Raw genomic sequence first — 24,773 nt, 5'->3', positions numbered from 1 at the left:
TCATGATGTCATTGACCCCAAATTATCTTGAAGATAGAATCTGTTTGAATGTGCTAGCCAATTCTGTCGAAAATGCAAAAGAATGTTATGAAGCAGCCGAAGGGCATATCCTACTAGGTGTTTTATCTAAAAATTATCCGAGTGATGATGCAGCTATCACAGACATGAAAAAATACCAAGAAGCAACAAATAATGCCTTATCGATCGGCTTAGGTGCCGGCGATCCAAAGCAAAGCCAGATGGTGACTCGCTTGGCGAAAGTATTACAACCCCAACATGTCAACCAAGTTTTCACAGGTGTTGGCGCTTCTCGTGCGGTCTTAGGACAGTCAGACACGATCGTCAATGGTTTAGTTTCTCCAACTGGAAAAGAAGGATACGTCAATCTTGCCACTGGTCCTTTAAGTAGCCAAGGCCCTGCTGCAATGGTACCGATCGAAACAGCCATTCGTTTGTTACAGGATATGGGTGGAAGCTCGATCAAATATTTTCCGATGAAGGGATTGGCGCATAAGAAAGAATATGAAGCTGTTGCAGCAGCTTGTGCAGCGTTTGATTTTTATTTAGAGCCAACAGGTGGAATCGATTTGACGAATTTTGAAGAAATCGTTCAGATCGCATTAGATGCAGGAGTCAAAAAAATCATCCCCCACGTCTATAGTTCGATCATTGATCCAGAGACAGGTGACACTCGACCACAGGAAGTCCGTCAGTTGTTGGAAATGATGAAAAAATTAGTGAAAACAGGTGAGTGACCATGAAAATCGGTGCATTTGGTGAAGTGATGTTGAGGCTGACACCTCCAGAATTCCTGATGTTGGAACAGACGCACACTTTGCGTATGGCTTATACAGGAACAGGTGTGAATCTAGTCGGTAATCTAGCGCATTTCGGGGTGGAAAGTTACTTGTTGACGGCGTTACCAGACAATCGTTTGGGAGATGCAGCGTTAGCTAATTTGAAGAGTTTAGGTATCAATACCTCCTATGTCATTCAAAAAGAACAACATATCGGTACTTATTTTGCTGAGATGGGCTATGGGGTCAGACCAACAGAAATCACCTATCAAAATCGTAAAAACAGTTCTTTTGGCTTAGCTACAGTGGCTGATTATGCCATCGAGGACTTTATCGAAACAGTTGATTTAGTCCACATCTGTGGCATAAGTTTGAGTTTGAATGAGCATTCAGCGGAAGTGGCGCTTGCTGTAGCAAAAACAGCGCATAGGAAAGGAAAAAAAGTTTGTTTTGATTTTAATTTTCGTCCGAGTCTAAACCAAGAGCCAGATAAAAAAAGAGTGATGAAGGAACGTTATCAAGAAATACTGCCCTATTGCACAGTCATCTTTGGTTCTGTTCGTGATTTGTCTGAATTATTAGAGAGGCCGATCGACCTTTCCAGTCCTTCTGCCAAGATTCGTTCGTTCCAAAAATTTTTAAGTGATTACCAAATTGACTGGTTTGCTGGTACGACACGGCAATCAACCAGTGAAAAGAAACAACTAAGTGGTTATCTGATGACTTCGACAGAATGGATCGAAACAGAAGCGTATCCACTGGATAGTTTAGATCGTATCGGAGCAGGCGATGCCTTTGCTGCGGGGATTTTATTAGGCTATAACGAAAATTGGTCATTGGATCGAACCGTCCAAGTTGCATTAGGTAATTCACGCTTAGCCCACACGATCCAAGGGGATGTGCCACTGACGACTAGAAAGCAAGTGGACCAATTATTGACGCATCCAACGATCGATTTGAATCGATAAAACAAGTTATACAAAAAACTGGGCGAAAAATGGTACAGTTTTTCGTAGCTTTTCAGATTCGCTTGACTCTCTATCTGGGAATCAGTATCATAAATGGCAGATAGAAACAGTCAAATAAAAAAGGCCCCCCAATTTTTAGTGGCAGCTAAAAATTGAGGGCTTGAGTAGTCAACGCATTGACCAATCAAGTTTGCCATAGTCAATGGAAACCATCGACCGAGTTCATTGTATCGAATCTTAAAAGAGATTGCTAGCTTTTTTGTCGATTAAATGAATAAAATGTATGGGCTTTTATTTACTGTGCCAAAAAGAGGAGGGACAATCGTTCCCTCTTCTTTTTTTGTCCAACACGTATACCCAAGGACGATTGATCAAACAGTAAGTCTGAAAGAACAAGTAATGATCCACAACATCGTTTATCGCTTTTTCCGAACCCTTATCAATGATCAAGGCAAGTCATGCGTACTGACCTCAGCCATGCTTTGACTGTTTTCTATCTTCTAACGGATCATCCGTTGAGAATTTGTTGATCGATACAAATAAAAATAACAAAAGAAATAAAATAGATTTCTTTCTTCAACAGAAGTCAAATGTTATTCGCAAGAAAGTCGAAAGAAAGAGAATACCACAAATTAAGACCTTGCGTTTTTGTAGTTTTTAGTTATTTAAAAAATAGTATTAAAACATAATCTATTGAAATGCTAGTCTAAGACAAAACACTATATATAGTGTTTTTTATTTTTCATAACACTAAAATACAACTAAATCTAGTCTTTTATTTTAAAAAAACAAGAGTAGAATAAAGGTAGATCGATTAGTAAGGATGTGTTTTTTTTGAAGTTGACTATTTTTTGTGGTTCACGTTTTGGGCAAGATCAGAAGTATATTCTGTTAGCTGAAACGATTGGAAAATATATGGCAGAAAAACAAATTGAATTGGTTTATGGTGGCTCAGATTCGGGTGTCATGAGTGTTTTTAGTCGCACGATCTTACAAAATGGCGGACAAGTAACAGGGATCTATCCAGTCGGGCTGTTTTCTGAAAAATTACCAAAAACAGATGTGACGACGTTTATACCAACAGAAACGATCGATAAACGTAAGGAACTATTATTCGAAAAAGGGGAAGCAGTGCTGGTTTTTCCTGGAGGACTAGGTACACTTGAAGAATTTTCGCAGCTACTCTCCTGGATGGCGATCGGCTTGATACCAGAAAAACCAATGGGTATCCTTGATGTTCATGGGTATTATTCAGGATTGAAAGAATTGATTAGGAATTTTGCAAGTGAAGGATTTATGGCTGAGAAATGGCTCAACCATCTTTATTTTTCAAATGATCCTTTTGAGCTGATCGATCAATTATGTGCAACAGAAAAACAAACGAAATCAATGATGCAGGAGATTAAATAATGAGTTATATTTATTTAGCAGGACCTTTCTTTTCAGATGAACAAATCGAGCGGATTGCTCAGGTTGAAACGGCATTGACTGCCAATCCAACGGTGGATAGTTTCTACTCACCAAGACACCATCAACACAGTAATTATGAGATGTTTAGTAGCGGATGGGCGCAAGAAGTCTACGAGAGAGACATGAAAGAACTTGCCTCGGCAGACTTGGTCGTAGCAATCCTAGACTTTGAACATCAGACGATCGATCCTGGCACTGCCTATGAATTAGGCGTCGCCACGATGATGGACAAACCGATCATTATTTTTCAAGAAGAAACGGTACCCACTAATTTGATGATCACCCAAAGTTTACATTCATATGTAAAAACGATCGAAGCGATCCAAGCATATGATTTCAAGATGTTACCAAAAAGTGCTTATAAAGGCGAATATTTATAGAATGAGAAGGGATTAGATGTCAGTGATATTGATTTCAGGAACAATTGGCGCAGGAAAGAGTAGTTTGACCGATATGCTTGCCAAAAAGATTGATTCAACACCATTTTATGAAAATGTAGAGGATAACGAGGTACTACCTTTGTTTTACTCTAATCCAGAGCAATATGCATTTTTATTGCAAATCTTCTTTTTGAATAAACGATTTTTAGCTATGAAAAATGCATTGAACCATGATGATAACGTATTGGACCGTTCGATTTATGAAGACAGTTTATTGTTTCATCTAAATGCCGATTTGGGGCGTGTGTCAGATATTGAAGTCCAACAATACGATAACCTCTTAGATACGATGCTTCATGAATTAGATGATGTTGCACCTAAAAAAAGACCCGATCTACTCGTGCATATCAAAGTCTCTCTCGATACGATGTTGGCACGAATCAAAAAACGTGGACGAGACTATGAACAATTGGATAGTGATGAAACACTTTATCAGTATTACCGCTCGTTAAATGAACGGTATGATCAATGGTACGAAGACTTTGATGTTTGCCCAAAGATCCAAATAGATGGTGATGCCTTTGATTTTGTCGAAAGACCTGAAGATGCACAAGTCGTGATTGAGCAGATCCAAGCAAAACTGGCTGAATTAGAAGAACAGCAGTCTGGAAGTTATTATACTGACAATCAACATGCTAAAGGGCAGCAATTAGATTCGTCAGGTGCTATGTAAGGCGAGACAAAAGCAAAATTCGCTGATTGTTTTTAACCTAGAACCGAATAAACAGTGGAGTTAAAGTTTTCTCTTCAAAAAAAGGCAACAACTACAAAAAGTGGAAGAATGATTTTTGTAGTTGTCGCCTTATTTTTAGAGACTAAACACTTCTGTTCCGCGCTCTTTTTTTGTATTTTTAACTATTTGTTTCTTTGTTCGACTCTTCTCGGCTTGTAAAAAACTCAAAAGGTTGATTCGAACCCTCGATCATTTTATGGCAATGGTCACAAAAATTGGCTCTTCCTTGGTCGTTGATCTCTGTGTGTACATTTTGATTCGTCGTACAGGTACAGTAATCTTGAGTATTTGCTGTCTGCATATTCTTTCTCCTTAGTATATCAAGTGCTTCTTTACTATAGCAGAAACACAGGATAGAAACAAAATTAATTAAGAAAATTTAGAATTTTTAGCGATGAGCATGTATCAGAAAATTGACGTATCATTGTGATCTTTCATAGTGAAAAACGGCTAAAAGATGCACGATCTGATGAAAAGAAACATGAGTGGGAAAGCATATTCTAAAACTGAATAAACGTCGAAATAGCAGTAACCGCTTCGAAAAATAAGGCACCATCCACAAAAATTAGGAAAACAATTTTCGTAGATGGCGCCTTATTTTTCGAGATGAAACATTTCTGTCTCGACTGCTGTTTTTATGTCATGCACTCAAACTATAACGTATAGATATTACCTTCATCATCTTCTATACGAAAATTACCGATTTTTCTAAAATGAAAAGTCTGAGTCGAACCGTCTTTTTTACCAACGATCGTATACTCCTCATTTTCAGTTGTGATCTTGACATCGGTTAACACGATTTTCTCTGGAGACGTGCTTGCTGTATCAGTTTCAGACTCAGCATATGTTCGTGTCCATTCCATCGTGTCATTTTTAAATTTGATCTCTGCATTGGCAAGGTCCATGTTTTTTCGGACCTTCAGTGTATAGGTGCTATTTGTTATATCAGATTTATCCGCCTGAAAAGTGGTCGTATTCGTTGTTTCTTCCGTTGAGTGATTTGATTGATTACAGCCAGAAAAAGCGAATAAGGAAAAAATCAACGTAAAGTAAATCAATGTTTTTTTCAAAATAATGCCCCCAGTAGATTGGATAAAGTGATTATACCATTGAATCCAGCAACATGAAATAAATGGCTACAAAAAGTAAGTTTTTGAAGCGATTGATGTTTTAGAGCGGTTCCAGGAGAAGTTTGCTGGGAAGTAAAGTAAACATTTTTAGTCTCATTGGTTCGATTTTATTATTTATCCTAATTGGTCTAGTCTTTTTGGAGAAAACGGTTTATAATAATGGTTGTAAGCGGAGAAAGCGTTTGCTGTATTGTGATGTGCGACATAAAAAAACATAAATGAAAAGAATCAACGAGGTGCAAAAATGACAACATATCAATTTCCAGAAAAATTTTGGTGGGGTTCTGCAGCAAGTGGACCACAAACAGAAGGACGGGTACCTGGCGATCATAAAGGAGACAATATTTTCGATTATTGGTTTTCCAAAGAGCCAGAAAAATTCTTTGATCAAGTCGGTCCGGAAAAAGCGTCGCAAGTCTATACAAAATATAAAGAAGATGTTCAGTTGATGAAACAAACCGGACATAATTCATTTCGGACATCTATTCAATGGAGTCGCTTGATTCCAGATGAAACAGGTGCAGTCAATCCCCAAGCAGTCGCATTTTATAATAGTTATTTTGATGAACTGATTGCACATGGTATTGAGCCATTTGTTAACTTGTATCATTTCGATATGCCGATGTACCTTCAAGAAAAAGGTGGTTGGTTCGCCCGTGAAACTGTCGAAGCTTATGAAACGTATGCCAAAACTTGTTTTGAATTATTTGGAACGAAGGTAAAAAAATGGTTCACGCATAATGAACCAATCGTTCCTGTCGAAGCTGGTTATTTATATCGTTGGCATTATCCTGAAGAGTCGGATATGAAAAAAGCAGTTCAAGTTGGCTATCACGAGGCATTATCTTCTGCGTTAGCTATCAAAGCCTATCATGAAACAAAACAAGACGGTAAAATCGGGATCATCTTAAATTTAACACCTAGTTATCCAAGAAATGAGAACGATCCTGCCGATGTGAAAGCTGCGCAAATCGCCGATGCCTTTTTCAATCGCTCATTTTTAGATCCCGCTGTTAAAGGAGAATTTCCACAAGAATTGATCGAGATCGTAACTGAGCTAGAGATTCTTCCGGACATGCAGGAAGAAGATCTAGCAATTATCAAAAATAATACGGTGGATCTTTTAGGAATCAATTATTATCAGCCACGCCGTATCAAAGCTAAAGAAACAGCAATCGATACAACAAATGGCCCAATGCCCGAAGATTACTTTGATAACTATGAAATGCCGGGACGTAAAATGAATCCTTATCGCGGGTGGGAGATTTATGAAAAAGGTATTTACGATATCTTGATCAATGTTCGAGACAACTACGGCAACATCGACTGTTTTATCTCAGAAAACGGTATGGGTGTTGAAAATGAAGCCCGCTTTATTGAAGCTGACGGAATGATCCATGATGATTATCGCATCGAATTTGTCCAAGAACACTTAAAATATGTGCATCAAGCAATCGAAGAAGGTGCGAACTGCTTAGGCTATCACATGTGGACGTGTATGGATAACTGGTCATGGACGAATGCGTATAAAAATCGCTATGGCTTTATTTCAGTTGATCTAGCTGACGGCAAACGGACGATCAAAAAATCTGGCTACTGGTTCAAAGAAGTAGCTGATACAAATAGTTTTTCTGTTTGATTAGAAATTTGTTCTTTTTTGAAATTTTTTAATTTAAAAAATGATCCCGAGATTCACGATGATCTCGGGATTTTCACTTTCCTGCATCATCGATATGCGTTATTTTTTATCTTTTTCTTTAATTTCTTCGCTTAAAGTTTCATTTTTTGTATATAATAGATTAGGTAAATTTGAATGGGAGTGGAAGAAGGTATGCGAAAAAAAAGGCCTTTTCTTCTCTTTTGGTTAATTGGCTTTTTTATAATACTTATGTTATCCGCAGTATTTTCTGGTAAAATGACCGCTGATCTTGCGCACAAAGAACCAGAAACAACCATTGCAAATAAAGCTTCAGTAGATGAATTCAAAAAAGAATTTTCAACCTATTGGTGGGCGGACTACGAAGTTGTAGCGAACTATGAAAAGGGAGAATTAGAGATTTATCTGCCAAAAGACAAGGAAAAAAATCAATTCATCAATGTCAATGATGTATTAAGTGCCATTTCAATCAGGCAAGTCCAACACGGAGACAAGCACTTGAGCGTGCTGCTTTTGACCGAAGATAAACAGAAAGTCGCACGGTTAAAAAATGGAAAGGTATCTTCTAGTTATTCTGAAAAAGTAGATCCAGAGATGGTCAATCAACGCTTGACTGAATGGCGGAAGACGACAGAAGAAATCCAAGAAATAACTGAAACCACCACCTCTTCATCCGAAGAGACGTCCAATACGACTAATTCTAGTGTAGTAACTGGACCGTAACAGGAACAAGCGCATAAACAAGTGAAAAAAGTTCAAATTTTCTAACATAAAAATATTGAGATCTGCTAGTGGAAGAGTTGGGGCAAGAAATGTTCAGCTCTGATCAATAAGGCGGAATCTAGGCAAATTAAGACAATTTGCCTAGATTCCGCCTTATTTTCGAAGCAGTTACTTTCCGGAAAGTAGAAAAGCAACGATAGAACACCAGTTATTAATTTATAAAAAAGAGTAAAAAAACAGATTTTTTTAGCAAAAACTAAATGTTTAGGAGCAAAATAGACAGGAACAATAATTTAGAGAGAAGTGGTGACTTTGACACAACTAAAAAAAATTGGCCAACATCAAGTACTCATCGTTTTGATTGCTGGCTTTTTCTTTTGGATGAAAACGATTTTTGCCTACTATACTGATTTTTCTTTAGGCGTAGAAGGAAGCATCCAAACGTTTATTTTATGGATCAATCCAATAGCGACAACGCTATTGTTTTTTGGGATTTCTTTGTATTTTAAGAAAGTCAGAACAAGTTTGATCGTTTTATTTATCATCGATTTTTTAAACACGTTATTGCTATATTTGAATATTATTTTCTATCGTGAGTTCACAGATTTCATTACCGTTAAATCAGCACTAGGTTTCTCCAAGGTTTCCCAAGGATTGTCTGGTAGCTCTTTTTCTTTGATGAAGCCTCATGATATCCTTTATTGGATCGATATCGCCGTCTTTGCTTTTCTGCTGATTCGCGTATTTATAAAAAAAGTACCATTGAAAGCACTCCCTGTGCGTAAGCCAGTGGCGGTTGCGGTGACTTGTTTGTCTGCGTTGATCTTTTCTGGCAATCTGGCAATGAGTGAAGCGAATCGCCCTCAATTATTGCAACGGACATTCGATCGTTCTTATATTGTTAAATATCTTGGACTTGATGCCTATACGATCTATGATGGGATAAAAACAGGGATCACTAGCAGTGTCAGAGCGCATGCAAGCAGCAATGGCTTAGATGAAGTTCTCGATTACACCAAATCTCACTACGCTGCTCCTGATCCAGAGATGTTTGGACTTGCAAAAGGAAGAAATGTGATCGTATTGCATTTGGAAAGTTTTCAACAATTTTTGATCAATATGAAAGTAGATGGACAGGAGGTCACTCCTTTTTTAAATAGTCTCTTTACCGATCAGGGAACAATCAGTTTTGATAACTTTTTCCATGAAGTTGGACAAGGGAAAACCAGTGATGCGGAGAACATGTTGGAAACCGGGACGTTTGGGTTGCCTCAAGGTTCGTTGTTTACAGAATTAGGTTCAGATAATGTGTTCCAAGCTGCTCCAGCCATCTTGGATCAGACACAAGGCTATACCAGTGCGGTTTTTCATGGGAATGTCGGTAGTTTCTGGAATCGTGATCATGTATACAAAAATCTAGGGTATGATAATTTCTTTGATCGCTCATATTTCGCTGATTCAGATGAGATGCTTGGCTATGGTATTTTAGATAAAAATCTATTTCGAGAATCCGCAAACTATCTTGAACATTTGCAACAACCATTTTATGCGAAGTTTCTTTCTGTCACGAATCACACCCCTTATTATACAGATGACAAAAACTTTGATTTTCCTTCGTTAAATACAGGAAATAGTACCGTTGATAATTATGTGCGGACGGCCCATTATTTAGATCAGTCTCTCAAACAGTTCTTTACTTATTTGAAAGCTTCTGGGATTTATGACCATTCGATGTTCGTGATTTACGGGGATCATTTTGGTATCTCAAATACGGACAATAAAGACCTTGCTTCAGCACTAGGAAAAGATCCAGAAACATGGGGCGATTTTGATAATGCGCAGATGCAAAGAGTACCACTGATGTTCCATATTCCAGGTTATACAAAAGGAACAGTCAAACATGAGTATGGTGGTGAAATCGATGTTTTACCAACTTTACTCCATTTATTAGGAATCGAGGACAAAAATTATATCCATTTTGGTACAGATTTACTTTCACCTCAACATGACCAAGTCGTGGCATTCAGAAATGGGAATTTTGTCGCGCCGGATTACACCGTATTAGGTGGAAAAATCTATGATACGAAAACAGGGGCATTACTTGAAGAAAACCAAGCAGCGGAACAAAAAGTCGCACAAGAACAAAATCAGGTAAAAACAGCTTTGAGTCTTTCTGATAAACTCAATCAAGAAAATCTTTTGCGATTCTATGTGCCAAATGGATTTACGACGATCGATCCTGCAAAGTATGACTATAAGAATCAAGTGCAACGGAACCAACAAATTGAAAAAGAAAAAGGTGCAGCCTCAACAAGTGTCTATTCTAAAAATCATGATCAAACAACAACCAATCTATACCCTGCAGAGGATGGAACGGCGGACAAACCATAGACATGGCTAGATGTCGGTGAAGGAACAAGCTATCTGAAGGCTTCTTTCACAACCTGGATCAACGGTGTTCAAGTAGCTGACCTTCAACACTAAGCTGAAAAATCAAAAAATATGAGGAACTATTTTCTGCCTTTTTATCTTACTGTTCAGGTCAAAGCGCTTCTTTCACAACCTATGATAAACGGTGTTCGAAAGCCAGCTCCTTCAATATTAAGTCAAAACTTGAAAAAATATAGAAAGCTATTTCCTCAAGTTTCGTCTTAATATTCGGAGCTGAACGGCTTTCTCACAACCTGGATCAACGGTGTTCAATCAGCAACACTTCAGTAATAAGTCAAAAAAACCTAAAATGAAAAAGCCATTTTTGCTTTTTCTGCCTTATTATTTAGTGCTGAACGCTTCTTTCACAACCTGGATCAACGGTGTTCAATCAGCAACACTTCAGTAATAAGTCAAAAAACCTAAAATGAAAAAGCCATTTTTGCTTTTTCTGCCTTATTATTCAGTGCTGAACGCTTCTTTCACAACCTTACTAAACTTCTAAAAAGTTGTAATTTCACTTTTTAGAAGTTTTTTTATTGTTCTTCAAATATTTTTTTTATTTATGCGTACTTAATTAGTGAATGCAATAAATATTTCGATAGTTATTTCTCTTTTTCGGTTGTTGTTCTGACGAAGAGGATCTTATTGGAAAATGCACACACTAAAGGAGGCATATTATGCACGATGGAGAATTGATCAAAAAATTACGGGTAAGTCGCAAGTTGACACAGTCACAATTGGCAGAAGGGATCTGTTCAAAAACTTCGCTTGTGGGGATCGAGAATCGTACGATCAAAAAAATTTCTTTTTTAACACTGATGGCATTTCTTGATCGGTTGAATATCACACTTACTGAATACGAATCGCTACGAAATCAAGTGGAAGAACCACGGAAAACGAGAAAAACACGTAATCTTTTGAATAAAGTTCAGGAGGATGATTTTGATCCCTACAAAGAAATCGCCGACAATCGCAAGCAATTTAAGCGAACGGCTGATCTTTACTATCTCGTACTGAATATACATATGTATTGGAAATCAAGTGTGAAGCCAGATATCCAATTGGAATTTTTGGGATATGAGATACGAATGATCGAAGATTACTTTATGAAACTGAAAGAATTTGGTCGATATGAACTAGACTTATTAGCAGAGTTCCCCTTTATTTTCAGCGATTCCTTTATCGAAAACAATTATTTGAAAATTAAAAAAAGAATGCGTAAAGCAATGAAGTCAGGTTATGATCAGTGTTTGTTTCTTTTTTTAAAGAATTTAACTGTCTATTATATCGACAAAAAAAGATATAAAAAAGCACGAAGCATTAATGAAGATATGTATCGTTGTTTAGGTTTGAAATCAAAGACAGCAGTCATTTACGAGAGTTTGATGTCCGATTATTATCGTCGATTGATCGCCACCGCATTAGGGGAACCAATCAAAAAAGAGGAGTTTGAGTCATTATTTGCAGTGATCGAGTATACCTTAGGCAAAGAAGAGCGAGATGAATTAGAAGAAAAACTATTGTCTATCCAAGCACAACGCTAGAGATTTGCTGAAAGCGGCTATTTAGTGGGCATTTGACTTAATACAAAAGGAAAACCAGTCCCTCTAGTATTGAGTCAATCCTCTCACTAAACGTGTGGAGCATGACCTCTAACAGAAGGACTGGCATATCAATAAGATGATCAAAAATTGATGCACTCAAAAAGTCAGTGAGCAAAAAATTTATTTTTTCGCATCTTCTACTTTCTTTGTATCGAATGGCGGAAAGAAACGTGTGATCTCAGTATTGGCTGCATCTCGTGAATCCGAAGCGTGAATGATATTTTCTGTACCAGGTAAGGCAAAATCGCCTCTGATCGTCCCAGGAACGGCATCCGCTGCTTTTGTTGCACCGACCATTTTGCGTACGAGATCGATCACATCTTCACCTGTTAATACCAGATAGACGACTGGACCAGAAGTCATATAGTCGATCAAGTCATCGAAAAAGCTTCGATTAGATAGATGTTGATAGTGCTCTTTTGCTAGTTTTTCAGTCATCGTCGCGAATTTCATTTCAGCGATTGCGAATCCTTTTTCTTCAAAACGCTGGATGATTCGGCCAATCAAATGACGTCTTACCCCATCAGGTTTGATAATAACAAGTGTACGTTCCATATCTTTCACTCCGATCTGTTGTGATAGGTTCATTATACCTAGAGAAAGAAAACATGACAAACGAATCCCTTAGAGTTTCAACTTTTTTGAAAATGTGTTTGACATTCCAGCCAATAGTTGTTACATTAGGTGAGGAAAAACTGAATAAGATTTGTTAGGTGAGGCTCCTATACAAACATAGGCTACTGCCCAAAAATGTCGAGAGACGCCAATGGGTAGAACAGGAATTGTCGAGATAAGGCTTTTCATAAGGTAGCTAAAAGCTCTTTTGCTTTTTACGTTGTATAGTGCCAAAACTCAACGAGTAGATCATCCATGCTTTTTTTTGTGCACTTTTTTGACCTTTCGCTGAGTTTTGGCGAAAGGTTTTTTGTTTCTCACCAATCTGTTTTTTCAAATAAAAAGGTGTTAGAGGGTGATCAAGTTGGGAAGTTGAAGTATCCAGTAGTCGGCCAAGAAAGTAATTTAAGTAAACGAAAGGAGATGAGAACAAATGGATGAAAGTCCGGTGTACAAGGAGACAAAGCGTTGGTATGTTGAGACTATTATCTATCTGTTCTCAGCGCCTTTAGAACACTCTGTCTCCGTTGATTAGATAAACGATCAAGCGCACAACAGATATCAGTGTGTGCTTGATAAGATCAAAGGAGGAACACGAGATGGAAAAAAAGAAAGAAACAAAAAAAGTCTACGCTGGTTTTGCTAGTAAAAATAAGCAACAGTTATTTGACTTATTTCAAACAACACAAAAAGGCTTGTCTTCAGAACAAGTGGAAAATTTAAGAGAAACTTATGGAAATAACAGTATTTCATATGGAAAGAAAACGCCGTTTATTGTAGAAGTGATCAAGGCGTTTATCACCCCTTTCACATTAGTATTGATTGCTTTAGGAATTATTTCTTTTATCACCGAGTATCTATTAGCTGCTCCAGCAGATAAAGATTTGTTTGGTGTAATCATCATTTTTGCCATGGTGTTAGTCAGTGGCACGATGACCTTGATCCAATCCGTACGTTCGAACCAAGCTGCTGAAAAGTTGAAATCATTGGTGAAAGTAACAGCTGCCGTAAAACGAGATGGTGAATACAAAGAAATTCCTATGGAGGAAATCGTTTGTGGGGATCAAGTACGTTTATCTGCAGGGGATATGATCCCAGCGGATATGCGGTTACTTTCTGCCAAAGATTTATTTATCTCACAAGCGGCATTAACGGGTGAAAGCTATCCCGTTGAGAAACATGCGACTGTGTGCTCTGGAAGAACACAAAGCGAAACGAGTTATGAAAATATTGCATTCATGGGAAGCAATGTGATTAGTGGTAGTGCAGAAGGTATCATCATCTCTGTTGGGAACGACACGATGTTTGGACATGTGGCACAAAACTTATCACAAAAACCGATAAAAACAAGCTTTGAATTAGGCATCCAAAAAACATCCATGTTGTTGATCAAATTCATGGCATTGATGGCACCAACTGTGATCGTGATCAATGGATTTACAAAAGGAGACTGGTTAGAAGCATTCTTGTTTGGTTTATCAGTCGCTGTTGGGTTAACACCAGAAATGCTACCGATGATCGTTACGACAAATCTGGTCAAAGGTGCCAGTGCTATGGCGAAAAAAGGAACAGTCATCAAAAATCTAAATGCCATTCAAAATTTTGGTGCGATCGATGTCCTTTGTACAGATAAAACAGGTACATTGACTCAAGATAAAATTATTTTAGAATACCACATGGATTGTGAAGGAAATGAAAATGACCGAGTACTGCGCCACGCCTACTTGAATAGTTACTACCAAACTGGATTAAAGAATCTTTTAGATGTTGCCATTATTGATGAAGCAGTTGAGACGTTAGATACAGAGAAGATTCGTTATCAAAAAGTAGATGAAATCCCCTTTGATTTTGAACGTAGAAGAATGAGTGTCGTGGTGGCTGACCCAGCTGGAAAAACGCAAATGATCACAAAGGGTGCGATCGAAGAAATGTTAAGTATCTCTTCATACATCGACCTTGGTGGTGAAGTCAAACCATTGACTGCTGAACAAAGAGAAACAGTTTTGGCGAAAGTGAAGGACTTGAATGAAGATGGGTTGCGTGTGATCGGTGTCGCGCAAAAAACGAATCCAAGTGTGGTTGGAGAATTTTCAGTGAAAGATGAGTCAGAAATGGTCTTGATTGGCTATCTTGCTTTCCTTGATCCACCAAAAGAAACAACCAAACAAGCATTGAAAGCTTTGAAAGATCATGGTGTTGCTGTAAAAGTATTGACTGGTGACAACGAGTTGGTCACACGTTCTGTTTGTCGACAAGTAGGCTTACAAATCAATGAATTGATCACTGGCGAGAAAATCGCTGAGATGTCTGATAAGGAATTAGGAAAAGTTGCTGAGGCACATGATGTCTTTGTCAAATTGAATCCGCAACAAAAAGCACGATTAACCACTGCCTTACGTAACAATGGTCACACAGTAGGTTTTTTAGGCGATGGTATTAACGACGCACCAGCAATGAAAGTCGCAGATATCGGTATTTCAGTAGATACAGCAGTAGATATTGCAAAAGAATCAGCGGATGTTATCTTGTTAGAAAAAGATTTGATGATTTTAGAAAAAGGATTATTGTCAGGTAGAGAGACTTTCGGCAATATTATGAAATACATCAAAGCGACAGCTAGTTCAAACTTTGGCAACATGTTTTCTGTCTTGGTAGCTAGTACATTCCTTCCATTTTTACCTATGCTACCGTTACAAATTTTATTCTTAAATTTGATTTATGATGTATCTTGTATCTCTTTGCCATGGGATAGAATGGATAAAGAATATTTGCATGAACCAAAAAAATGGGAAGCATCAAGTATTGGCAAATTTATGGTGTACTTCGGACCAACGAGTTCCGTTTTTGACATCACGACCTATCTATTGATGTACTTTGTGATTTGTCCAGCAGTTGTTGGTGGAAGTTACCATACATTAACTGGCTCACAACAAGTTCTATTTATCGCATTGTTCCATGCTGGTTGGTTTGTTGAATCTTTATGGACGCAAACCTTAGTGTTACATGCGTTACGGACACCTAAAGTGCCTTTCTTGCAAAGTAATGCCACTTTTATTATGTTTTCAATTACAACATTAGGTATTCTAGTAGGTTCTGTTCTTCCTTTTACTAATTTTGGTGAAGGACTAGGATTGTTACCATTACCAGCTAACTATTGGATTTGGTTGATCGTGACTGTTATCGCTTATTTAGGATTAGTTACATTCATGAAAAAAATCTATATCAATAAATTTGGAGAACTATTGTAAAATAAAATCTTTTCTGCACTTTCGTACGAGGAATTTGAGCATCCTTCAGGTAAGATTTCAATAAAAAAATAAACTTCATTTAAATGGTTCGCTTATTCTATAAAATTTTAGTGAATCGCTGCATCGTTCCATCAATAGTAAAACGCTGATAGATTAGGTATTTTAAATACCTAATCTATTTTTTTCTGCGCTACTAAAAAAGTCAAGTACTCGCGTAAGTTATATTTAAATAATTTTTCAAAAAAGAATAAATTATATTTAAATATAACGGAAACGAGCGTTATACAATGTGTTCGAGCGATTGTTTAAAAGCAATCTATTATTACCCGTTGCCAGCTATTGTTATGTTGGATAAAGAAAATCTATGATTCAAGTAAGACTCAAAATGCTTGATTTTTAGAAAAACTAGATAACGATAAACCATTGATATAGCAGTTCGATCAAACATTGAATCAAATGGATCATTTGTCTCACTTCTTGACTCGCAACGGGATAAGGGGGCGAAGAATGGATCAATTGAAGCAATCCGACGGGGAAATACTCTTGGGAAATACGATCATAAGAGTATGCTGGGAATCGTGGCTTCAATAGAAGCGGGAATGATATATTGTCGTAGTTACTCTAAGTAGATTTAAGCGAATAACTAATGATAAGTGAGTGTAGTTGGGGTTACGGTCACGAATAGTTGCGCTATCGTTTATAAAAATAGCTGTTTGTTTAGATCGGTAGCTAATAATGTTGAGACAGGTCGATAAAATTTTTGTTACAGAGGTTTGAGTCGAAAATAGTGGAGTCTAAAATTGATCCTTTAAGGTCGGAACATAAGTGTTCAAACAAATAAGCCATCATTCATGAAAAATTGTATTTTACAAATTTTTATGAATGATGGCTTATTTATGAAAAATGGTGTTTGGGAATAGAATGTATTTATTTTTGAAGGGATTACGCATGGTCATTCGATGAGTATAAACAAAAAAAAGATTATAATGCAAAACTCGAAATAAAAAAACAACAAAACGCACTCGGAAAAATAGCCGTTTAAAAAAATGACTGGTTCTTTACTATATTATAATTCATGAAAATTTCATTCGTTTTTCATGGTAGAAAATTAAATAAGCAGAAAATGAGTGATAAAGCGAATTAGCGACACATGATTAACGTTGATATAACAGCTTTTTTTACTTCCAATTGAATTTTTAAAATCACTTGTTATTTTTAAAAGTCAAATAATATGCTCTGAAAAAAAATAATCGTTTTTCAGTAATAAAGAATTTTTTTTTAAAAATAACTGGATTTAACATTATACAATACAAAAAGAATCAAGCAAGCAATAATAATTATCAATAAGTTAATTTTGTTGTATGAAGCAGAAGGGAAGATAAGATGAAAAAAAATATTGTTATGTGTGTTGCCGCAATGCTTCTTTTTTCAGGAATAACTTCTCCATTGTCAACCGTCGTGCAGGCAGTGGATGCTGAAAATGACTCAGTCACTCTATCACCCACAACTCAAACAGAAGAGTCGATTGATCAAACCATGCAAAGTGAAGAGACAGTCACACAGACAACAGAATCAGTAAAAGAGGAGGTGAAACAGTCAGAGGCGCAGACACAAGAATCGACGACTGAAGAAAAACACTTTACTTTAACTTTTATGACAGATAGCACTCATTTATTCGAATCAGGAGCGGAAGTTAAAGAACTGACAGTGAAGGAAAACGAAAAATTAGCAAGTAATGATATCCCGAGTTTTGCGGATGATCAACCATTGTACGGTTGGGAAGTTGAAGGCAAACTCTATACGAATGAAGAAATCAGCCAATTAACAGTGACGAAGGATCTACAACTAAAAGCAGTATTTAAACAACAGGCATTCCGCTCTTTGAGAAGTACAGATGCTTCGATCAAAGATACGATTGCTACCGCGGATAAGACGAAAGTACTTGTTGTACCAAATCCTACAGATAGTACGCAAGCTTACCAGACATATGCTGCATCAGATACCGGAGTAAAAGCGGCATTAAATGATTTGTATCATGCGGGCAATATGCAAGATTACGTCATGTATATGGGATCAAACGTCACATTAACAGCTGCAACAGTCGCTAACAATATTCCAAGTACGGTCGATGCAACTAACGCTACGTTTGCCTCATTAAAAGATAAAGTAAATAAACTAGTGATCACTGGCCATTCAGATGATCCAATCACACAAGATTTAACGGTACCATCTGGTGCAAAAACACTTGCTTTTACTGCGAATGCTTACTTTGGTTCAACGATTACTTTACGAAATATTAGCTATACCGGCTCTTACTTCTATATGAATGGACACAGCTTGAATTTGAATGGGGGAGCAAACGGTAATGGTATTTCAATCTATGGTGGAACCAATTCAGGAGATGTCGTAGGGAATCCGGTAATCACTATCAATACGACAGGTTCTTATACATGGAATATCTTTGGTGGTAATCAAAATGGCGGTACGCTGAAAGGGAATACGAGTATCGTTATCAACAATACGAATAATGGGGGAATCAATACATTAGCAGGGGGAGCTAATATTGGTACCGTTGATGGAAACGTCTCTACGATTATCAATAATGCGGGTGGACGAATCACAAATTTGTACGGTGGTGGAAATGGAACCAGTGCGACCAATACAGCAAATGTTACGGGCACTGTATCTACAACTATCGGGATTACCAATAGTGCAACAGGGTTTCAATTAAGTACCTTTTATGGTGGTGTCATCTACGGGAATATTGGTGGAAAAGTAACCAATAACATCTCAGGTTATGGTCGTTGGTACGGCGCAGGGGAACGATTCATCGGTGGGTCCTCTCGAGGAAATATCGGAACCAATCGTTCAACTGACGGAATCGAAACAAATTTGGATAGTAGTTTATACAGTGCTGGACGGGCAGAATTTGAAGGCGGCAATCGTTATACCGGTACGGTCACTGGGAATATCACGAATACGGTCAAAGCAGGAACCCCATCTGCCGGTGGAATCAATGACTTCAATGGGGGCGCCGGCAATAACGTGGTTAAATTCAATAAAAGTGGGATTGGGGCATCAAATGAAACAACCTATGATGCGTATACACCACAACAAAGAGCGGATTTAGCCAAAGCTGCGGCAGAGTTCAAAGTCTTCGGTAACATCACCTCAAAATTAGTCAGTGGTTCATTCAATAATGGTGCAATTTGGACAACAGCAGCAGGTCGCGGTGGCTACATCGAAGGTAACACAACGATTGAAGTTGGAACGGCTAATGCAGATGGTTCAATCGGCGGAGCTGGCTTTGCCTATTCCGGATCAATGCCAACCGATTTAGCCTATTCGACCACGAAGAAAAATCGGGGGGAAGCTTCTGGTTGGGACGTTGTAGGTGGAGGTGGTTATCCTGCTTCAAATGATACATGGGACATCTATATTAAAGGAGATACACAAACAATATTAAATAATACTGTAGCGCGATGGACTTATGGTGGTTCTTATTCAGGGGTTATTGAAGGAAATAGTTCAAACATATTAAATGGTGGAATCGCTGATACGTTAGAAGGTACAGGCTATGCAGGTACACGTGTGTATGGTAACGGACAAACCATCGTCAATGATGGTCAAGTAGACTGGTTCTTATCTGGTGGCGGATGGGATGACAAAAAAATTGTCGGAAACGTAGGAGTGACCGTTTATGAAGGCGTCATTAATGCTTCAATGGGTGCATCCTATGGCGCAAGTGGTGGACATACTGTCACTGGAAATTCAGATAATCGCATCTATGGTGGGAACTTCTCTGGTACTCCACGAACTGGTTCTAATGGCTTTTCTGGTGGTATCACAAACTATGGGTCACTACTTGGAAATGCTAGTTTACTCATCGATTTACGAAACTATGACGGTGAATTCAAGTTGCCGGGTAATACGTATATCACAGGTGGACGACCATATGGACAAAACACGAATTTGGGGACATCTGCAGACAATACGATTACGTTGAATATCTTTACCAAACCAGGTGTGGATTCATTAAATGGTGCGAGCATTTATGGGGATGGTGGTAGTAATGCTGCGTACACCAAAAATGGCTCGATCCAGATGAATATCCAAGCGGAGGGTTCTAGTATTGGTAATCTGTATGCTACACAGTATTCCAATATCAGCAGTGGAAAAATTTTGCGTAATGTTACTGCTAATGTTCAAGGAGCGGTCAGCATCAACGGTTTATCCGGTGGTGCAGCCAGTGATAACTTTACGAATACGATCGCTAGTGCTAGTACCAACAAAGTCGTGTTCAATTTTGGTGAAAATGTCGATGGTACAAACAACTATCAAACTGATCCAATCAATCTTACTGGACTAGGCATCGTCAATTTCACCGAATTAAATGTAACAAACGGATTGAAATTAATGGCAAATGGCGGAAATATCAAAAATGGTTTATCTGCGACTGCTGCCAATCATGCAACAACCTATCATTCATTTGGAAACATCCATCTGTCAAAAAATGCTGGGATCGGCGTTTCAACTTCTAGTAACTTAATTTCAGCAGCTAAGTTAACTATAGAGGATGAAGCCACTTTAGAAACGATTCCTGGAACAGGAAAAGTCAATATTTCAGATGTCGAGTTTCCTGATCCTGCAAAAGATGAATTAGTCTGGATCAAGTCAACTACTGGAGATTCAGCAACGCAAGTAGATAGTACCGGTACATGGTTCGGTGCAAATAAAGCCTATCAAGTTTTGACAATCAATCCAACGATTGCCAATGCAACAAAGCTAACACCTTTGAATTTCAGAGGAACTGAAAAAGCAACTGGGAAAAGCTTCATCGGAGATAACGATGTCTCAAAATCCGGTAGTGGTTATGGTATCGCCATACCTGGTTCAGTTATCGATTATGAAGTAGAAAATCCTGGGATTGCTCAAGGCAAAGGAAGTATTTTTCATGACGTCAGTGAAGTGAAAGAAGGAAATGCGCCATTAGTCTTGAATGCATGGGGCACAGAAACTGCAGGTACAAAAGTTCAAAAAGGACGCTTGGTGATTCCATCAGGAAAAGGTATCACACCAAAATTAAGCTTTGAACCAGAAACACAAACAACTGGTTCATGGTTGTACCAAGCAGAAATCATCAGTTCAAAAAAAGGAGATACCTCAACAACGATTGCTGAACAAAAGGATTCTTCAACGATCGATTGGCAATCGCCAGATAGCGAATACAGTTATGAAGTCAAAGTGAAGTATTCGAATGCAGCTGAGCTTTCTGCTAAAAATGTGATCATTTCTGAAAAAGAAGCACAAGATTTAGTCGATAAACAATCGATTTTAACATTGATGGAGGCGAAGGGACGTCCATTCTTTACGGATTCGATCACGGCTGATGTGATGGATGAAATCAAGCAACCACTAGCAGCAGATGAAGTTTCCAGAAAACATGTCATTGATTACAAAGTCGGTACGACGGGGAATGAAAAGGAACAACAAGCAAACTTGATTGTTGTAAAAAATGAAGCAACGATTTCGACGGATCGCAGTTTTGCCGTCTATGCAAAAGATGTTCGGATGAGTTTATCTGATGCCAATGGATTGACGTCTCAACAAGAGTTGAATCAACGAACATTGGCACAAGTGATCTTAGCTGATGGCAGTGCGAATCAAGTACCAACATTGACAGACGCAACGTTTTCAGCAATCAAGAATGCGACAGAAGCGGAAGTTTTAAAAAATGTTTCAACGACGTATAGCTATCAACTAAATGGAATAACAACTGAAAAAACAATCAATGTAGCAATTACAGGAACATTAGAGATTAAAGAAGTACCAAATACGATGAATTTCGAGACACAAAAAGTTAAGACAACGACTCAAACGTATTGGCCATTGATCGAAGGTGATTTGATCGTGAAAGATACAAGAGGTTCTGAACGGGATAGCTGGCAATTGACAGTCACTGAAAAACAACCTTTGACTTCGGGGACAACCCAACTTTCTAATACACTTTCATTTACAGACGGTACAAAGAATACCGTACTCGGCCCTAATGCAGTGATCGTGGAAGAGAAGACACTGACGACAAATGGTGAATATCTTGTCAATCAAGAGTGGGGACAAACGAACAACAAAGGAATCAAGTTAACTGTTCCTCCGGAAAAACAAAAAGTCGGAAGTTATCAAGGAACATTATCATGGTCATTGGTTGCAGCCCCTGGTAACCCATAGAAAACACGACGATAGAGAATAGGTGGGAAAGATGAAGAAAAAAAGGTGGAAGATCCTTGTGTTGTTAGGACTTCTTTTTACTCAAACGCCAATTGGTCTAGCCGATGAAGAGCAATCGTTCAAAAGTGAGGGTGTTACAGGATTTTATGGCACCTATGAATATCCTGAAGCAGGAAGTAGCAGTTCCGAAGAAGGGGTGGGTGAGCCAACTTCCCCCAGCTCTACTCAAGAGGATCAAACGTCCTCTGAAAAAAATGGAGCAACTGTGGAACAGCAAGAGGCGATACAAGGGGATAGCAAACAGTTACCAAAAACTGGAGAATACAGAAGTAAACAATTTACGATTATTGGAAGTTTCCTTCTTTTGATCGTATTGATAATTATTGTTATAAAAAGGAGAAGAAGAGAAAAATGAAAAAGACAACGTTGTTAACAGCTGGAATTATTTTATTTAGTACACTAGTAGGAACAAGCACAGTATTTGCTGCGGATGAAACTGCAAGCTATGAGACAAATGGAGTGATCGCATTTGAAGCAGATACCGATCCAACAACCCCGGTTGATCCAACTGATCCAACAAGTCCGGTAGAACCAGTAGATCCAACTGATCCAAATGGACCAAATCCAGGGACGAACGGACCATTATCAATTGATTTTGCTTCAAGCTTCCAATTTGGGAAACAAAAAATCACTACTGTCACAAAAGACTACTATGCACAGATCCAAACATTCAAAGATGGAACAGACGGACCAAACTACGTCCAAGTAACAGACAAACGTGGAACACAAGAAGGATGGAGCTTATCTGTCAAGCAAGACAGTCAATTCAAAACTGCTGCTGATGAAGAGTTATCTGGTGCAGTACTATCCTTAAGTAACGGTGCAAGTGCATCGATCATGGATGATCAATACAAACCAGATCTAGTAACACAAAACACATTGACTCCTGGAAGCGAATCAGTCTTGATGACTGCTGACGCGGGTAAAGGCATGGGAACTTGGATCTACAAATTTGGTACGGATGCCACACAAGGCGCAACTGCTGTAAAACTTAACGTACCAGGTAAAACGGTCAAATTAGCGAAAGAGTATAGAACCACATTGACATGGAGCCTTAAATCTACTCCAGCACCATAAAAGAAAAAGGCAGAAAATGAATCACTTTGGGGGATCGTATGAAAAAAACAGTAAGTGGTTTAATGATCATTAGTCTTTTGACAGGAGTTACGGTTACCGTCCAAGCAGTCGATCAAGCAAAGTATACAAGTAACGGTACGGTCAATTTTATACCTGATACGGAACCAACCGATCCAGTCAATCCAATCGACCCTGATCCAGACAAACCGGTTCATCCAACTAATCCAGATGGAACCGACCCAGAACCAGGTACAAAAGGGCCACTATCGATCGACTTTGCTTCAAGTTTTGATTTCGGCATGAATAAGATATCGAATAAAACAGAAACCTATTATGCCAAAGCACAGACTTATGTAAATGACGATGGCACATTTTCGGATCTAGTCACACCAGATTATGTCCAAGTGTCTGATCACCGAGGAAATAATGCTGGTTGGACATTGAAAGTATGTCAAAACGGTCAATTTAAGAACGATGACACATTAAACAACACGTTGACTGGCGCGGTAATCGAATTGCAAGATCCGGTAGTCAAATCAAATGCAGAGGGTGTGGCTGCACCGACTGCGACCACTGAAATCGCCTTAGATCCAAACGGTGCAGAATCGATTGTTCTAAGTGCAGGACAAGATGCAGGTTCTGGTACGTGGATCGAAGCGTGGGGGGATAAAGTGGAGACAATCACAATGAAAGACCAAAAAAATAAAGACGTATCCTCAATGGTTACAAAAAGTGTTTCATTGACCATCCCGGGTAAAACGCCGAAAGATGCAGTCACGTACTCAACAACATTAACTTGGAATCTATCTGATACACCAGGAAATTAAGAATGGAGAAAATAAAAATGAAAAAATCACAAATGATCTTATTATCTACAATGTTATTAGGCGGAGTATTCAGCACAGTTAGCGTAGCAGCAGCTGATGGTGGAGAGTATACTTCAAATGGTGTCATCAATTATGTGCCAAATACAGAGACGACTGATCCAGTTGATCCACTTGATCCAGAACAACCAGTGACGCCAGTTGATCCAACAAATCCTGATGGTAAGCCAAATCCAGGTACAAATGGACCATTGTCGATCGACTTTGCTTCAAGTCTAGTCTTCGGTGAACAAAAAATCACGTCTAAAACGCAAACATACTATGCTGCAGCACAAAAATATAAAGATGCAAGTGATGTTGAAAAAGAAGGACCAAACTTTGTTCAAGTATCTGACAACCGCGGAACTGAAACAGGTTGGACATTGAAAGTAAAACAAAATGCACAATTCAAAACAGCGGAAGACCAAGAATTGACAGGTGCAAAAATCACATTATCAAATGGTAATGTCGTGACTGGTTCACAATCAGCAAAACCAACAGGCGTTGCAACTTTCAGCTTAGATCCAAGTGGTAGTGAATCATTAGTGATGAGTGCGAAAAATGGTGAAGGTGCTGGAACGTATTTGATGGATTGGGGAAATTCAGTGGATACTGCGAAAAATAGTATTGCACTAGAAGTACCAGGTTCAACGACAAAATACGCAAAAGCTTATCAAACAACGTTCACTTGGACGTTAACAGATGCGCCAGGAAACTAATCGAATAC

20 protein-coding genes and 1 riboswitch are annotated in these 24,773 nt (G+C 38.4%); of the genes, 16 read left to right on the top strand and 4 right to left on the bottom strand.

Annotation, left to right across the window (positions count from 1 at the left end; genetic code table 11):
• Positions 1 to 5 precede the first annotated feature (5 nt).
• From dagF to IGJ39_RS10835, 6 genes are all read left to right on the top strand, one after another.
• On the top strand, positions 6 to 755 hold the full coding sequence (dagF, locus tag IGJ39_RS10860) for a 2-dehydro-3-deoxy-phosphogluconate aldolase (RefSeq protein WP_034691486.1): 750 nt from the start codon (positions 6 to 8) through the stop codon (positions 753 to 755).
• A 2-nt stretch (positions 756 to 757) separates the two neighbouring features.
• Positions 758 to 1,765 carry a sugar kinase gene (locus IGJ39_RS10855; protein WP_065096835.1) on the top strand — a complete coding sequence of 336 codons (1,008 nt, stop codon included), beginning with the start codon at positions 758 to 760 and terminating at the stop codon, positions 1,763 to 1,765.
• A 270-nt stretch (positions 1,766 to 2,035) separates the two neighbouring features.
• Positions 2,036 to 2,251, top strand: coding sequence for a hypothetical protein (locus IGJ39_RS10850; RefSeq protein ID WP_155756838.1), 216 nt, complete (start codon positions 2,036 to 2,038; stop codon positions 2,249 to 2,251).
• Between the two features lie 348 nt (positions 2,252 to 2,599).
• Complete coding sequence (locus IGJ39_RS10845) at positions 2,600 to 3,175, top strand: TIGR00730 family Rossman fold protein (RefSeq protein ID WP_065096836.1); 576 nt, start codon at positions 2,600 to 2,602, stop codon at positions 3,173 to 3,175.
• Positions 3,175 to 3,615: a nucleoside 2-deoxyribosyltransferase gene (locus IGJ39_RS10840; protein WP_065096837.1), complete on the top strand. Its 441-nt coding sequence runs from the start codon at positions 3,175 to 3,177 to the stop codon at positions 3,613 to 3,615. The genes IGJ39_RS10845 and IGJ39_RS10840 overlap by 1 nt, the downstream gene beginning before the upstream one ends.
• 16 nt (positions 3,616 to 3,631) lie before the next feature.
• The gene (locus IGJ39_RS10835) at positions 3,632 to 4,348 is read left to right on the top strand and encodes a deoxynucleoside kinase (RefSeq protein ID WP_010734707.1); all 717 of its coding nucleotides are present in this window, start codon (positions 3,632 to 3,634) and stop codon (positions 4,346 to 4,348) included.
• A gap of 178 nt (positions 4,349 to 4,526) precedes the next feature.
• Here IGJ39_RS10835 and IGJ39_RS10830 read toward each other — a convergent pair whose 3' ends face one another.
• Complete coding sequence (locus tag IGJ39_RS10830) at positions 4,527 to 4,709, bottom strand: hypothetical protein (RefSeq protein WP_010734708.1); 183 nt, start codon at positions 4,707 to 4,709, stop codon at positions 4,527 to 4,529.
• A 352-nt stretch (positions 4,710 to 5,061) separates the two neighbouring features.
• Positions 5,062 to 5,478 (bottom strand): hypothetical protein, encoded by a 417-nt coding sequence (locus tag IGJ39_RS10825; RefSeq protein ID WP_065096838.1) that lies wholly within the window; start codon positions 5,476 to 5,478, stop codon positions 5,062 to 5,064.
• A gap of 304 nt (positions 5,479 to 5,782) precedes the next feature.
• On the opposite strand from IGJ39_RS10825, the gene IGJ39_RS10820 reads away from it, so the two are divergent.
• The 4 genes from IGJ39_RS10820 (at position 5,783) to IGJ39_RS10805 (ending at position 11,895) form a co-directional block, all read left to right on the top strand.
• Positions 5,783 to 7,177, top strand: coding sequence for a glycoside hydrolase family 1 protein (locus IGJ39_RS10820; protein WP_065096839.1), 1,395 nt, complete (start codon positions 5,783 to 5,785; stop codon positions 7,175 to 7,177).
• A 192-nt stretch (positions 7,178 to 7,369) separates the two neighbouring features.
• Positions 7,370 to 7,918, top strand: coding sequence for a hypothetical protein (locus IGJ39_RS10815; protein ID WP_080674330.1), 549 nt, complete (start codon positions 7,370 to 7,372; stop codon positions 7,916 to 7,918).
• 312 nt (positions 7,919 to 8,230) lie between these two features.
• Positions 8,231 to 10,309 carry an LTA synthase family protein gene (locus IGJ39_RS10810; RefSeq protein ID WP_065096841.1) on the top strand — a complete coding sequence of 693 codons (2,079 nt, stop codon included), beginning with the start codon at positions 8,231 to 8,233 and terminating at the stop codon, positions 10,307 to 10,309.
• 719 nt (positions 10,310 to 11,028) lie between these two features.
• On the top strand, positions 11,029 to 11,895 hold the full coding sequence (locus tag IGJ39_RS10805) for a helix-turn-helix domain-containing protein (protein ID WP_066025490.1): 867 nt from the start codon (positions 11,029 to 11,031) through the stop codon (positions 11,893 to 11,895).
• A gap of 180 nt (positions 11,896 to 12,075) precedes the next feature.
• Here IGJ39_RS10805 and ndk read toward each other — a convergent pair whose 3' ends face one another.
• A complete protein-coding gene (gene ndk / locus IGJ39_RS10800) occupies positions 12,076 to 12,510 on the bottom strand; it encodes a nucleoside-diphosphate kinase (protein ID WP_010734714.1) in 435 nt (144 codons plus the stop codon).
• 143 nt (positions 12,511 to 12,653) lie between these two features.
• Positions 12,654 to 12,826: riboswitch (M-box (ykoK) riboswitch) on the top strand.
• Positions 12,827 to 13,169: 343 nt separating this feature from the next.
• On the opposite strand from ndk, the gene mgtA reads away from it, so the two are divergent.
• A complete protein-coding gene (mgtA, locus tag IGJ39_RS10795) occupies positions 13,170 to 15,818 on the top strand; it encodes a magnesium-translocating P-type ATPase (protein WP_023520136.1) in 2,649 nt (882 codons plus the stop codon).
• A gap of 405 nt (positions 15,819 to 16,223) precedes the next feature.
• Here mgtA and IGJ39_RS10790 read toward each other — a convergent pair whose 3' ends face one another.
• Positions 16,224 to 16,406, bottom strand: a complete 183-nt coding sequence (locus IGJ39_RS10790; protein WP_143352731.1) for a hypothetical protein — start codon at positions 16,404 to 16,406, stop codon at positions 16,224 to 16,226.
• A 795-nt stretch (positions 16,407 to 17,201) separates the two neighbouring features.
• Here IGJ39_RS10790 and IGJ39_RS10785 point away from each other — a divergent pair.
• The 5 genes from IGJ39_RS10785 to IGJ39_RS10765 are packed head-to-tail and all read left to right on the top strand — an operon-like array spanning position 17,202 to position 24,765.
• The gene (locus IGJ39_RS10785; RefSeq protein ID WP_081277421.1) at positions 17,202 to 22,046 is read left to right on the top strand and encodes a hypothetical protein; all 4,845 of its coding nucleotides are present in this window, start codon (positions 17,202 to 17,204) and stop codon (positions 22,044 to 22,046) included.
• 31 nt (positions 22,047 to 22,077) lie between these two features.
• Positions 22,078 to 22,461, top strand: a complete 384-nt coding sequence (locus tag IGJ39_RS10780; protein WP_010734718.1) for an LPXTG cell wall anchor domain-containing protein — start codon at positions 22,078 to 22,080, stop codon at positions 22,459 to 22,461.
• Positions 22,458 to 23,183 (top strand): WxL domain-containing protein, encoded by a 726-nt coding sequence (locus tag IGJ39_RS10775; RefSeq protein ID WP_065096067.1) that lies wholly within the window; start codon positions 22,458 to 22,460, stop codon positions 23,181 to 23,183. The genes IGJ39_RS10780 and IGJ39_RS10775 overlap by 4 nt, the downstream gene beginning before the upstream one ends.
• 38 nt (positions 23,184 to 23,221) lie before the next feature.
• Positions 23,222 to 24,010, top strand: a complete 789-nt coding sequence (locus IGJ39_RS10770; RefSeq protein ID WP_019724078.1) for a WxL domain-containing protein — start codon at positions 23,222 to 23,224, stop codon at positions 24,008 to 24,010.
• Positions 24,011 to 24,027: 17 nt separating this feature from the next.
• On the top strand, positions 24,028 to 24,765 hold the full coding sequence (locus tag IGJ39_RS10765) for a WxL domain-containing protein (RefSeq protein ID WP_019724077.1): 738 nt from the start codon (positions 24,028 to 24,030) through the stop codon (positions 24,763 to 24,765).
• Positions 24,766 to 24,773 lie beyond the last annotated feature (8 nt).

This window comes from Enterococcus sp. AZ140, from assembly GCF_051714405.1.
GTDB lineage: Bacteria > Bacillota > Bacilli > Lactobacillales > Enterococcaceae > Enterococcus_B > Enterococcus_B pernyi.
The sequence above is the reverse complement of the archived record's forward strand: the minus strand, read 5'-3'. Positions and strand labels throughout refer to the sequence as shown.